Annotated in this window: 11 protein-coding genes; 4 read left to right on the top strand and 7 right to left on the bottom strand. The window is 75.1% G+C overall.

Going from position 1 to position 12,086, the window contains the following annotated elements:
- Positions 1-4: 4 nt before the first annotated feature.
- From ACH4FX_RS01465 to ACH4FX_RS01455, 3 genes are all read right to left on the bottom strand, one after another.
- A complete protein-coding gene (locus ACH4FX_RS01465; protein ID WP_398474144.1) occupies positions 5-250 on the bottom strand; it encodes a hypothetical protein in 246 nt (81 codons plus the stop codon).
- A gap of 160 nt (positions 251-410) precedes the next feature.
- Complete coding sequence (locus ACH4FX_RS01460) at positions 411-1,121, bottom strand: hypothetical protein (RefSeq protein WP_398474143.1); 711 nt, start codon at positions 1,119-1,121, stop codon at positions 411-413.
- 134 nt (positions 1,122-1,255) lie between these two features.
- Positions 1,256-2,974, bottom strand: coding sequence for a FadD3 family acyl-CoA ligase (locus ACH4FX_RS01455; protein WP_398474142.1), 1,719 nt, complete (start codon positions 2,972-2,974; stop codon positions 1,256-1,258).
- A gap of 141 nt (positions 2,975-3,115) precedes the next feature.
- Between ACH4FX_RS01455 and ACH4FX_RS01450 the strand changes: the two genes are divergently transcribed.
- The 3 genes from ACH4FX_RS01450 to ACH4FX_RS01440 are packed head-to-tail and all read left to right on the top strand — an operon-like array spanning position 3,116 to position 5,559.
- Positions 3,116-4,267 (top strand): lipid-transfer protein, encoded by a 1,152-nt coding sequence (locus ACH4FX_RS01450; RefSeq protein WP_398474141.1) that lies wholly within the window; start codon positions 3,116-3,118, stop codon positions 4,265-4,267.
- Positions 4,268-4,273: 6 nt separating this feature from the next.
- Complete coding sequence (locus ACH4FX_RS01445) at positions 4,274-4,786, top strand: Zn-ribbon domain-containing OB-fold protein (protein WP_398474140.1); 513 nt, start codon at positions 4,274-4,276, stop codon at positions 4,784-4,786.
- Entirely contained in the window at positions 4,783-5,559 is a 777-nt protein-coding gene (locus ACH4FX_RS01440; protein WP_398474139.1) for an enoyl-CoA hydratase/isomerase family protein, read from the top strand. The genes ACH4FX_RS01445 and ACH4FX_RS01440 overlap by 4 nt, the downstream gene beginning before the upstream one ends.
- A 32-nt stretch (positions 5,560-5,591) precedes the next feature.
- On the opposite strand, the gene ACH4FX_RS01435 is transcribed toward ACH4FX_RS01440, so the two are convergent.
- Positions 5,592-6,116: a hypothetical protein gene (locus ACH4FX_RS01435; RefSeq protein ID WP_398474138.1), complete on the bottom strand. Its 525-nt coding sequence runs from the start codon at positions 6,114-6,116 to the stop codon at positions 5,592-5,594.
- Positions 6,116-6,688, bottom strand: coding sequence for a hypothetical protein (locus ACH4FX_RS01430; RefSeq protein WP_398474137.1), 573 nt, complete (start codon positions 6,686-6,688; stop codon positions 6,116-6,118). Before ACH4FX_RS01430 ends, ACH4FX_RS01435 begins: the two co-directional genes overlap by 1 nt.
- Before the next feature lie 229 nt (positions 6,689-6,917).
- On the opposite strand from ACH4FX_RS01430, the gene ACH4FX_RS01425 reads away from it, so the two are divergent.
- Positions 6,918-7,832, top strand: coding sequence for a hypothetical protein (locus ACH4FX_RS01425; protein WP_398474136.1), 915 nt, complete (start codon positions 6,918-6,920; stop codon positions 7,830-7,832).
- A gap of 11 nt (positions 7,833-7,843) precedes the next feature.
- Here the strand turns inward: ACH4FX_RS01425 and ACH4FX_RS01420 are convergent, their stop codons facing one another.
- Entirely contained in the window at positions 7,844-10,513 is a 2,670-nt protein-coding gene (locus ACH4FX_RS01420; protein ID WP_398474135.1) for a serine/threonine-protein kinase, read from the bottom strand.
- A 699-nt stretch (positions 10,514-11,212) separates the two neighbouring features.
- Positions 11,213-11,977 (bottom strand): VOC family protein, encoded by a 765-nt coding sequence (locus ACH4FX_RS01415; protein WP_398474134.1) that lies wholly within the window; start codon positions 11,975-11,977, stop codon positions 11,213-11,215.
- Between the last annotated feature and the right edge of the window lie 109 nt (positions 11,978-12,086).

Genomic DNA, 12,086 nt, shown 5'->3' with positions numbered 1-12,086 from the left:
GGGCTCAGCTGAGCGGGCCGGGCTGCGGGACCGGCTCGGGGGCCGCGTCCGGGTCCGACGGGCTGGGGATCGGGTCCGGGCCCATCGGGTCGCTGGGGCCGGGCGGCGGCGGGCCCGGGTGGGGCGGACCGGGGTGGGGCGGGTAGGGCGGCCCCGGCTCGGGTCCCGGCCGGGGGTCGGGACCGGGCGGGTCCGGCGGCTCGGGTACGGGGCCGCCGGGCTCGGGTCCGCCGGGGTAAGGACTCGTCATACCACCCACACCTCCCACAACAGGGTGGTCGCCACGCAATCACAGGAGGCGCGGGGGCACGAGGCGAACGGGTCCGTCCGGGTCACACCGCCCGCTCCGCCCTGGCCCCTCCCCCAGTACCTACGGGCTTACGGACATACGGGCTTACGGGCTTACGGGCTTACGGGTGGTAGCGCTCCTCGACCTTGGTCGCGACGCCCCGGTGGACGGCGACCCGGACCTTGACCGTGTTCAGGTTGGACGCCTTTTCGAGGTCGTCGGCGGTGCAGCGGGTGGTGCCGTAGCTGTTCTTGTCGATGGTGACGCGGCCGTCGGGGCCGCCGCAGATGGTGGTGGCGCCGAGGATCCTGGTGTCCGTGGCCACGAAGAACGCCTGCTCCGGGCCGGACGCGGGGGCCACGGTGTACTTGCCCGGGGCGAGGTACTTGAGCGTGCCGGCCAGGGTGACGTCACCGCCCTTGCGGCCGGTGCCCTTGCCCGTCCCGCTTCCGGACCCGTTCCCCGACCCGCTGCCCGACCCGGTGGAGCCGGAGGTGCCCGACCCGCCCGACGTGCCGGAACCGGCGTGGCCCTGGCCGCCGCCCCCGGTGGACCCGCCCGAACCCTGCGATCCCGAGGAACCCGACCCCGCGGAGCCCGTGCCCGCCGACCCCGTGTCGCCCCCGGCGGAGCCGGAGCCGCCGGTCGAGCCCGAGCCGTCGGACGCGCCGGACGTGCCGCCGCCAGGGGCTTCGCTCGCGGCGCTCTGGCCCGGCTTCGGAGCGTCGGCGCCCGAGCCGCTGCACGCGGTGAGCGAGAAGGCCGCGATGGCCACGACCGAGGCGGCGGCGAGGCGGCGGCCACGGCGGAAGGCGGTGGTGGTGATGGACATGCGGGTCCCCCAAGGTCGGTACACCGGTTCGTTGGTACGTACACAAAGGTGCCGGGCGCGGCTAACGGTCGGCTAACACGCCGGTAATCGACCGTTGGCGCTCCCCGCACCCGCCCTGACCTGGGAGTTCGTCTTCAAGGAGCCGTCCGGGCGCTCCCGCGCAGCTCGCCCTTCACCACCTTCCCGCTCGCGTTGCGCGGCAGCGCGGCCACGAAGACGACCTCCCTGGGCACCTTGTAGTTGGCCATCTCCCGCCGCGCCCAGGCGATCAGTCCGTCCGCCGTCAGCGCCGACCTGGGGCGGCGGACCGCGTACGCCTTGCCGACCTCGCCCAGCCGCGCGTCCGGGATGCCGACGACGGCGACCTCGGCCACGTCCGGGTGGCGGGCGAGCAGCTGCTCTATCTCGGCGGGGTAGGCGTTGAAGCCGCCGACGATGAACATGTCCTTGAGGCGGTCGGTGATGCGCAGGTTGCCGTCGTCGTCCAGGACCCCGACGTCGCCGGTGCGCAGCCAGCCGTCCGGGGTCAGCACGTCGGCGGTGGCCTCCGGGTCCTCGAAGTAGCCGGACATCACGTGATAGCCGCGGACCAGCACCTCCCCTGCCGTGCCGGCCGCCACCGCCCGCCCGTCGGCGTCCACGATCCGGACCTCCGTGCCGGGGATGGCCCGCCCGGAGGTGGCCGCGACGACCGCGGGCGGGTCGCCGCGGCGGCACATCGTGACGATGCCGGAGCTCTCCGAGAGGCCGTAGGCGGTCAGGACGGTGGCCACGCCCAGTTCGGCGCGGAGCCGTTCGACCAGGGCGAGCGGGACGACGGCCGCGCCGGTCACGACCAGGCGCAGCGAGCCGAGGCCGTACCGTTCGCGCCCGGGGTGGTCCAGGAGCTGCTGGTGGAGGGCGGGCGGGCCGGGGAGCACCGTGACGCGCTCGGCGGCGATGTTGGCCAGCGCCGTGGGGGCGCTGAACACCGGCTGCGGGATCATCGTCGCCCCGCGCAGCAGGCAGGCGAGAATCCCGGCCTTGTAGCCGAAGGTGTGGAAGAACGGGTTGACGATCAGGTAGCGGTCGCCGGGGGCCAGTCCGGCGAGGGCGCTCCAGACGCCGTACGCGCGCAGCGTCTGGGCGTGGGTGATCACCGCGCCCTTGGGGTGCCCGGTGGTGCCCGAGGTGAAGATGATGTCCGAGGGGTCCGCGGGGCGGACCGCGTCGGCCCGGGCCCGTACGGTCGCCGTGGCCACCGCCTCGCCCGCCGCCAGGAAGTCCTTCCAGCCGAGGAAGGACGCGGGGGCGTCGTCGGAGAGGACGACGGCCCGTTCGAGGTGGGGCAGTCCGGGGAGCGGGCCGCTGCCGGTGCCCGCCCCGGCCGCGCGCCGCAGCGAGGCCACGTACGACGTGCCGAGGAACGTGCCGGTGACGAACAGCAGCCGGGCGCGGGTGCGGCGCAGCACGTCGGCCGCCTCGGCGCCCTTGAAGCGGGTGTTCACCGGGACCAGTACGGCGCCCGCCGTCACGGCGCCGAGCGCTGCGGTGATCCAGTCGGTGGTGTTCGGCCCCCAGACGGCCACCCGGTCGCCGCGCTCGACCCCGGCGGCGACGCACGCCGCGGCGGCCCGCTCGATCCGCTCCCCCAGCTGCGCGTACGACAGGCGCGTCCGGCCCTCGGCGACCGCCTCGGCCGGGCCGTACCGCTCGGCGGCAGCCCGCACCAGGCGCGGGACGGTGCCGTACTCCAGGTCGGCGCGCGGGTCGGCGGCGCCGGGACCGGGGGCGTCGGGGTCCGGGGCGCCGGGGCCGGGCACGCCGGTGCGGGCGTCCGTGGCACCGGGCCCGGACGGGTCGTCACGCTGCATCGCCCAACCTCCCGCGGAAGAGCCGGCCGTACCGAGGAGCTGACTACCCGTCAGGTTAGCGGTAGCCTCCTCCGCTGTCAGCACGGATGCCGGCGCCGGCCGCGCGGGGGCCCGTACGGACGGCCGACCACGGAGGTGGCAATGGGGGCGACCCTCAAGGACGCGGCGGCGATAGCCGGGATCGGCCAGACGGCGTTCGCCAAGCGGCTCCCCGAGTCGGAACGCACGCTGGCCTGCCGGGCGATCGTCGCGGCCCTGGACGACGCCGGGATCGCCCCGTCCGAGGTGGACGCGTTCGCCTCGTACACCATGGAGGAGACCGACGAGGTCGAGGTCGCCAAGGCCATCGGAGCCGGTGACGTCACCTTCTTCGCCAAGTCCGGTTACGGCGGCGGCGGTTCGTGCGCGACCGTGGCCCACCTGGCGGCGGCCATCGCCACCGGCCAGGCGAGCGTCGGCGTCGCCTGGCGCTCGCGCAAGCGCGGTTCCGGGCCCCGCCCGTGGCGCAACACCACGGCACAACTGCCCACTCCCGCCCAATGGACCCGTCCCTTCGGCCTGCTGCGCCCCGCCGACGAGATCGGCATCCTCGCCCGGCGCTACATGCACGAATACGGCGCCACCCGCGACCACTTCTTCAACGTCGCCCTGGCCTGCCGCAACCGCGCCAACCAGAACCCCGCCGCGATCATGTACGAGCGCCCGCTGACCCGCGAGATGTACATGACCGCCCGCTGGATCAGCGAGCCGCTGTGCCTCTTCGACAACTGCCTGGAGACCGACGGCGCCCTCGCGTGCGTGGTCGTCGCCGCCGAGCGCGCCCGCGACCTGCGCCACCGCCCGGTGTACGTGCACTCCGCCGCCCAGGGCCTGCCCGCCCAGCACCACGGCATGGTCAACTACTGGACCGACGACCCGCTCTCCGGACCGTCCTGGACCGCCGCCCGGCAGCTGTGGAAGCAGGCCGACTTCGGCCCCGAGGACATCGACGTCGCGCAGATCTACGACGCGTTCACCCCGCTGGTCCCGCTCTCCCTGGAGGGCTACGGCTTCTGCGCACGCGGTGAGGGCGCGGCCTTCACCGAGGGCGGCGCCCTGGAGATCGGCGGCCGGCTGCCGCTGAACACCGCGGGCGGCGGGCTGAGCGAGGCGTACGTCCACGGCTTCAACCTCATCACCGAAGGCGTGCGGCAACTGCGCGGCACCGGCACCGCCCAGGTCCCGGACGCCGCCACCTGCCTGGTCACGGCCGGGGAAGGGGTCCCCACTTCGGCCCTGCTGCTGAGGAGTTGAGTTTCCATGTCCACCAGCATGACGGCGACCACTGACAGCGCCCCCGAGCCGCGTCCGGCCCCCGGCCCGCTCCCGCCCGACGACGGCGCCCTGCTCCTCCCCGTCCCCGACGACGACGGCGCCCCCTTCTGGGAGTACGCCGCCCGTGGCGAACTCCGCGTCCAGGGCTGCGCCGCCTGCGGCGAGCTGCGCTTCCCGCCCCGCCCCTGCTGCCCGCACTGCCGGTCCTTCGACGACCGCTGGCAGCGGATGTCCGGCCGCGGCCGGATCTGGTCGTACGTCCTGCCGCACCCGCCGCTGCTGCCCGCCTACGCCGCGCTCGCCCCGTACAACGTCATCGTGGTGGAGCTGGCCGACGCCCCGCGCATCCGCCTGGTCGGCAACCTGGTCACCGCCCCGGACGCGCCACTGGACTCCGTCGATCCGGCGCGAATCCGGATCGGCGCCCCGGTCAAGGCCGCCTTCCACGAGCAGGCGCCGGGTGTGACCGTGCCGCGCTGGCTGCTGGAGCGGCCGTGACCGCGCCCTCCGTACGCGTGGCGACGGCGGCGGACGGCGTCGCCCTGGTCACCCTCGACCGGCCCGGCCGCCACAACGCCATCGACCTGGAGACGGCCGGCCGGCTCGCGTCTGTGTGGCGCGGGTTCCGCTCCGACGACGAGGTACGTGCCGTCGTCCTGACCGGCGCCGGGGACAAGGCGTTCTGCACCGGTATCGACCGTTCCGCCGCCGTACCGCAGCCGTCCTCCCCGTACTCGCTCGACGATCCCCTGCTCACCATCGGGCCGAAGGCGAACGACCTGTGGAAGCCGGTCGTGGCGGCCGTCGAGGGGATGGCCTGCGGCGGGGCGTTCTACCTGCTGGGCGAGTGCGAGTTCCTGGTCGCCTCCGAGGAGGCCACGTTCTTCGACCCGCATACGTCGTACGGGATGGTCAGCGCGTACGAGCCGGTGTTCATGGCACAGCGCATGCCGTACGGCGAGGCCGCGCGGCTGGCCCTGATGGGCACGGCGGAACGGCTGGGCGCCCGCCGCGCCTACGAGACGGGCCTGGTCTCGGAGCTGACGCCGCCGGGCGGCGCGGTGGCCGCGGCCCGGCGCGCCGCCGCGGTGCTCGCCGCGCAGCCGACCGGGGCGGTGCAGGGCACCGTACGGGCCCTGTGGGCGGCGCGGGAGGCCGCGCGGGCGCAGGCGCTGGCCCACGCCCCGCAGCTGATCGCGCTGGGCAGCCTGCCGCCGGAGGAGCAGGCCGGGCTGTTCGCGGCCCGCTCCCGGGACTTCCGGGTCCGGTGACGCCCGGGGCCGCCCGCACCCCGGGCGGCCGGTCACAGCTCCGACTTGCGCGCCCTGCGGATCTCGCACTGGAACCACAGTTCCCGTGTCGAGGTGTTGGTGTAGCTGTAGGTGGCGGTGTACGTCTCGGTCTGGCCCGGCCGCACGACGACGCTGCGCTGGTGCAGCCCGAACGCCGTGCCGTCGGCGGGCCGCGCCTTCATCCAGTTGACCGCCATCTCGTACTTGAAGGTCTTGGTCAGCGACGGGTTGGTCACCGAGACCGTGTATTCGAGGCGGCGGGTGGACTGGTCGTAGCGGCAGTTGTTGCCGCGCGCGTCCGAGCGGCCGTCCGGGTCGTAGGTCTCCTCCGGCGTCGGTGACGGCGAGTACGAGTACGACGGCGGGGAGTACGACGGCGACGGCGCGTAGCTGTAGCCGCTGGGCATCGGCGGCGGTGGCAGCCTGCGGTGGCCGCCGGGCAGCAGCGCTCCGCAGCCGGCCACCCCGAGTCCGGTGGCGGCGACCAGGCCGGCCGCGACGGCGGCCCGGCCGATCCGGCGTCCCTGGGCGCTCATCAGGACAGCGGGGTGCGCTGGACGTCGGTGACCGAGCAGCGGTACGTGCCGCTGGTGGCCGCGTCGGACGGCACGTACTGGATGACGTCGGTCGAGTCGGTGCGGCCCGGCAGCACGTACGGGATGCTCGGGTGGCGGGTGCCGAGGTCCCTGCCGCCCGGCGCGGTGAACTTCACCGTCAGCAGGTAGGTGTACTTGGTGCTCGACGAGCTGTTGGTGGCGCTGACCGTGGTCTTGACGCTGCCGGCCCCGTTGTACCGGCATCCGTTGATCTTGATGTCGCCCATGGCACTGCGGCTGCTGCCGGTGCCGCCGGTGGTGTAGCCGGAGGTGCTGCCGCCGGACGTGCTGCCGCTCGTGGAGCTGCCGCCGGTGCTCGTGCCGCCGTCGTAGCCGCCGCTGGTGCTGCCGCTGCCGCCGGTGCTCGCCTCGTAGCCGCCGCTCGTGCTGCTGCCGCCGCTGGAGCCGCTGTGACTGCTGCCGCACCCGCCGCCGTGCGAGTGGCGGGCACCGGTCAGCGCGACCAGCACCACCCCGGCCGCGGCGACCGTGCGGACATGCCGGAACTTCATGTTGTTGTGCCCCCGTTGACCCCGTTGGAAATACCGCGCCGCACGCGCGGCGCTCCACCCGTCCTTATGTGTTCTTGACGAGTGCACGGCAGACTAGCAACCTCCACGCCTTCCCCAAAATCTCTCCCTGACCAGGTAAAACGCGCAGCTCTGGCGCCCGCGGGCAGTCGGGCGTAGCGTCGTTTACAGAGGGAAACGGGACGAATCAGCGACCGGAGAGGCGACGCCTGTGGTGCGCAACGTACTCGGATCCGTGCTGGCCCTCATCGGAGCGGCGGCCGCCGTCTGGAGCCCCTTCCGTGCCTGGTACGACGGCCGTCACGGACGTGACATCCGTATCGAGGACCTTTTCCAGGGCATCGGCGGTGAGAAGGCCGAGCTGTTCGGCTCGGTGCTGCTGCCGATGCTCTTCGCCGCGCTGGTGGCCCTGTTCGGCATCCTGCTCCGCTCACGCCTGCTCGTCTTCGTGGCGGGCGCGGTGGTGCTCGGCTTCACGATCCTGTGGATGGTCCGCCAGGGCCAGGCCGCGGGCAGCCTGACGGTGGGCGAGAACGCGGACCAGGGTCTGGGCATCGGGGTGGCGAGCGCGCTCGGCGGCGGCGCGGTGCTGTGGCTGGCGGCGCTGGTGATGAGCGGGCGCCGCGGTGTGCGCGCCCGGCGCCGGGACGCGGACTTCGACGACCGGTACGGCGAGCCGCAGCCGTACGCGGCGCCCGGCCCCGAGTGGGAACCCGGTCCGATCCGGGCGGGTGACACACCGCCGCAGGGCGTGCCCGCGCACGGTGCGCCGCCGCCCCCGACGCCCCCGACGCCCCATCACCAGCCGCCCGTACGGTGGCCGGGCGCCGGACACCCACCTCCGGAGGCCGGGCAGCAGTCCGCCGACGACCAGCCCACCAGGGCCGTCCGGATGCCGCCCGCCTCGGACGACCCGGGACAGCCGCCCCGGCCGGGCGACCCGGACCGGCCGCACGACGGGACGCGGCCTTTCGGGAAGCCCGATACGGCCCGGCCCGACGACGAGACGCGGCCCATCGGAAGGACCGGCCCGCCCCGGCCCGACGACGAGACGCGGCCCATCGGAAGGACCGGCCCGCCCCGGACCGACGACGAGACGCGGCCCATCAGGAGGGACGACATCTGAGGGCGGGCCCGTCACGTCCGGCGGGCCAGCCCCGTCCCCTTCGCCGCGTCCAGCGCGTACACGCACCGGTCCTTGCTGCACGCGTAGACGACGCCCCCGGCGGCCACCGGCGTGCCGGTGATCTCACCGCCGGTGGCCAGCTTCCAGCGCAGCTGGCCGCCCATCGCGTCGAGGGTGTACAGGCAGTGGTCGGCGGAGCCGAAGTGCACCCGGCCGTCCGCCACGACGGGCGCGCCGATCACCTCGCCGCCCGCCTGGAAGCGCCAGCGGGGCGTGCCGGTGACGGCATCGAGGGTGTAGAGCGCCTTGCCGCTGCCGAGGTGGACGGCGCCGTCCGCGACCAGCACCGGCTCGGTGGACTGCCGCGCCTCGGTGGCGATGCGCCAGCGGTCCCGGCCGTCGGCCGCGTCGAGGGCGTAGACCGTGCCGAGGTAGTCGGCCAGGTAGATGCCGCCACCGGTGACCGCGGGGCCGGGCGCGTACGCGGGCCGGCTCAGGAACGCCGCGGGCGCCTCGAAGTGCCAGCGCACCTCGCCGCGCGCGATGTCGATGGCCAGCACCCGCGGGCCGGCGGTGACGTACACCGCGCCGTCCGGGGCGGGCAGCAGCCGGACCGGGACCCCGCCGCAGGAGGCCGCGTCGCCGACCGGGTACGACCAGCGCTCGGCGCCGGTCCGGGCCTCCAGGGCCTTCAGCCGCCCGTCGGCCCAGACGAAGACCGTGCCCTCGTGCACGACCGGGCCCAGGTCCGCGGTCTCGAAGTCGGTCTGGACGCCGCCGGTCTCCCACAGCCGTTCGCCGGTGGCGGCCTCCCACGCCTGGACACCGCCGCCCCGGGTGCCGGTGACGACCGTGCCCCGGTCCGCCTGGAGGGCGTAGATCCAGCCGTCGCTGCCCAGCCGCCAGCGCTCGCTGCCGTCGGCCGCGTCGAGCGCGTACAGGCTCGGGCCGTCCGAGGCGTGGATCCGGCCGTCCGCGACGGCCATGGTCCAGGCGACGTCACGGGTCTTGAACTGCCGCCGCCCGCTGGCCACATCGAGGGCGTGCACCTCGAAGGAGGTCACGTACAGCAGGTCGCCGGCGACCGTGGGGGTGCCCCACACGTCGTTGGACATGCGAAAGCGCCACGGGCGCCAGCGGGCCGGTGCCGCGCCGCCGGGAGCCCCCGCGGGAGGCTGCCCGGGGCCGGGGGCCGGTGCGCCGCCCTGCTGCGGGAGGGGCGCGCCCGGATCGCTGTCGTGGCCGCCCTGGGCGGGGCCGCCGGCCGGTGCGCCGGCGGGCGGCCGGACCCAGTCCGTCGCGGGGGCCTGGGCGTGCGGCTGCGGCTCCCGGCCGTCCGCGGCGCGGGGGCCGGGGCCTATCGGTGCCGAGGTGCCGGCGAGGCGCACGGAGCCGTCCGGAACGTCGGCGTCCGCAGGCCGCGCCGGTACGGGCGGGGCCGCGGAGACCGGCGGGGCGGAAGACACCTGCGGGGCCTGGGAGACCGGTGGTGCGGCGGCCACCGGCCCGGCGGGCGCGGACTGCGGCAGCGGCGCGGCGCCACGCGGATCGGCACCCCGGCGGGCACCGGGCCCGACGCCCGCGCCCCCGGCCCAGCCGGGCTCCGCCGCGGGCGCGGCCACGCCGCCGCCGGCCTGCGCCACGGCGGCGGCCGGGGCGTTGCGCGGGCGCGGTGGCGGTGGCTGGGCGGGCGGCGGCGACTGCGGTACGGGCTGCCGCGCGGCGCGGGCCTGCCCGGAGCCGCCCCGCGCCGCGGCGGCCTTCGGCGCGGCCTGGCGCCCGCCGCGCCGCCCCTCGATGAGCGCGACCGCGCCGGCCGGCAGCCAGGCCGAGGCGGTGCCGCTGTCGTCGCTGCCGGAGCCGAACAGGTGCGGCGCGAGCTGGGACTGGAGGTCGGCGGGGGTGGGCCGGCCGGACGCCTCCATCTGCATGCAGGACTCGATCAGCGGCCGCAGCTCGTCCGGCAGCCCGGCCAGGTCCGGGCCCTCGCGCAGCAGCATGAAGACCGTCTCGACCGGGTTGGCGCCGTGGAAGGGGGCGTGTCCGGTGGCGGCGAAGACCAGGGTGGAGCCGAGCGAGAAGACATCGGAGGCGCCGGTGACGCTGCGGGAGTCGCGGGCCTGTTCGGGCGACATGTACGCCGGGGTGCCGACGGCCACGTTCGTCATGGTCAGGCGGGTGTTGGAGACGCCGCTGGCGATACCGAAGTCGATGACGCGCGGGCCGTCCTCGACGACCAGCACGTTGGACGGCTTCAGGTCCCGGTGGACCAGGCCCGCGCCGTGGATGGACTGCAGCGCCTCGGCGATGCCGGCCGCGAGCCAGCGCACCGCCTGGGCCGGCAACGGCCCGCACTCATTGACTATTTCCTCCAGGGAGGGCGCGGGCACGTACGCGGTCGCCAGCCACGGCACCGCCGCCCGGGGGTCGGCGTCCACCACCGCCGCGGTGTAGAAGCCGCTGACCGCGCGGGCCGCCTCGACCTCGCGCGTGAAGCGGACCCGGAACAGCTGGTCCTCGGCGAGTTCCGTACGCACCGTCTTGATCGCGACGCGCCGGCCGGACGCCGAGCGCGCGAGGTAGACCAGCCCCATGCCGCCGGCTCCGAGCCGGCCGAGCACCTCGAACGGGCCGATCCGCCGGGGATCGTGCTGCGTCAGCTGTGTCAGCTGCTCCACCACTTGCCTGCCACCTCCCCGTGGGGCGTAAAAGAGACTCTCAAAAGCCAGTGGCCGCCGAGAGCCACTGCCCCGTGCAGCGTCTCACCGCCTGGCCGATTCGGCCGTACGCGTGCTGATTCTTCCTGGCCGGGCCCACGGTTGCGAACCCGGGGCCGGTCCCGTCGTGTCCCGACGCGCTCGTGCGGTACGCAGCGCCGCCGTCACATGTCGTGACGGTCCCCTGCGTACGGGCGTTCCCGCGTACCGGCGCGGACCTCCGGGGCCGCCTCGAACACGGCCCGGACGAACGGCATCGGTACGGCGTGCCGCGGACCCGCCGTCACACGGTCCGCGCGCCCGCGGGTATGCCCGGCAGCGTCCGGCCGCCCGTGCGGCTCCCCGCGTCACCGGCGTGCCCGGGACCGCCCGCGGGTCCCGCCGCGCGCCACCGCGCGTACCGCGGCGGCCGTCCGCCGAGCCTGCTGTCCGTTCCGGTCATGCTGTCCCGTCCCCGTGTCTGTCCGGCGCCCCGGCACCTGGGTCCGTGCCGTCGCGCAGCGGTCGTACCACTGTGCCGTACTCCCGGTCACCGCACCGCCCCGCCCGTCCGGGCGGTCCCCTGCGGGCCCGCTGCCGGGCCGCGCCGTCCGCGGCCCGACAGCGGGTGCCGGTACCGGCCCGCGGGTGCTGTGCGGTCGCCCGCCCCGCCGGGCCGGTTGCCTATTCGGTGGACAGGACGCCGAAGCCGGCTCCCTGGTTGTCGGTGAGCACCGCAAAGGGCCCGCCTGGAGTAGCGGCCGGTGCCACGGTGACCCTGCCGCCCAGCCGGGTGGTGGTCCGTACGGCTTCGTCCATCTCGGCGACGAGGAAGCAGACGGTGAAGTGCGACGGCATCTCGGCGGGGACGCCGTCGTCCATCAGGGCCCGGCCGCCGATCTCCGTCTCCTGGCCGGCGAGCCGCCAGGGGCGGAAGCGCTCGTCCGCCGCCGGGCCGCCGGCCACCGGCTCGAAGCCGAGGACCGCGCCGTAGAAGGCGTCGGCCCGCTCCGGGTCGCGGGTGTTCAGACGCGTCCGGACGTACGTGCCGGGTTCGCCCGTCACCTCGAAGCCCGGGTGGCTGCCGGCCTGCCAGACGCTGAAGACGGCACCCGTGGGGTCGGCGGCGACCAGCATGGTGCCCAAGTCGCCGACGGGCGCGGCCTCCGAGACGATCACACCGCCCGCTTCCAGGACCCGGGCGCTGGTCCGGGCCGCGTCCGGGGTCGCGAAGTACACGTTCCACGCGGTGGGCATCCGGCCGTCCTGCTTCGGCATGAGTCCGGCGGCGGCCCTGCCGTCCTTGTACGCCTCGGTGTAGTTGCCGTGCTCGGCGGCGCCCGCGGAGAAGGTCCAGCCGAACAGCTCCCCGTAGAATCGCTTGCCCGCTTCCAGATCGGGGAGCATGACATCGGCCCAGCAGGGGGCGCCTGCCGCGAATGCAGTCATGGGGACAAAGTAGCCCTGGATCAAGCATGGCGCCCGCAGAGTAATCGAACATTTAGTCAATTCTCTGCGATCACGCTCATTACCGGACAATTCTCATCGTCCGGTAAAT

The sequence above is a fragment of the Streptomyces sp. NPDC018019 genome (genome assembly GCF_044327805.1).
In the GTDB taxonomy this organism is placed as follows: domain Bacteria; phylum Actinomycetota; class Actinomycetes; order Streptomycetales; family Streptomycetaceae; genus Streptomyces.
The sequence above is the reverse complement of the archived record's forward strand: the minus strand, read 5'-3'. Positions and strand labels throughout refer to the sequence as shown.

Excerpts from the sequence above, each read along its gene's own strand:
- ACH4FX_RS01455 (WP_398474142.1), bottom strand. The coding sequence starts at position 2,974 with ATGCAGCGTGACGACCCGTCCGGGCCCGGTGCCACGGACGCCCGCACC.
- ACH4FX_RS01435 (WP_398474138.1), bottom strand. The coding sequence starts at position 6,116 with ATGAGCGCCCAGGGACGCCGGATCGGCCGGGCCGCCGTCGCGGCCGGC.
- ACH4FX_RS01460 (WP_398474143.1), bottom strand. The coding sequence starts at position 1,121 with ATGTCCATCACCACCACCGCCTTCCGCCGTGGCCGCCGCCTCGCCGCC.
- ACH4FX_RS01450 (WP_398474141.1), top strand. The coding sequence starts at position 3,116 with ATGGGGGCGACCCTCAAGGACGCGGCGGCGATAGCCGGGATCGGCCAG.
- ACH4FX_RS01445 (WP_398474140.1), top strand. The coding sequence starts at position 4,274 with ATGTCCACCAGCATGACGGCGACCACTGACAGCGCCCCCGAGCCGCGT.
- ACH4FX_RS01430 (WP_398474137.1), bottom strand. The coding sequence starts at position 6,688 with ATGAAGTTCCGGCATGTCCGCACGGTCGCCGCGGCCGGGGTGGTGCTG.
- ACH4FX_RS01465 (WP_398474144.1), bottom strand. The coding sequence starts at position 250 with ATGACGAGTCCTTACCCCGGCGGACCCGAGCCCGGCGGCCCCGTACCC.
- ACH4FX_RS01415 (WP_398474134.1), bottom strand. The coding sequence starts at position 11,977 with ATGACTGCATTCGCGGCAGGCGCCCCCTGCTGGGCCGATGTCATGCTC.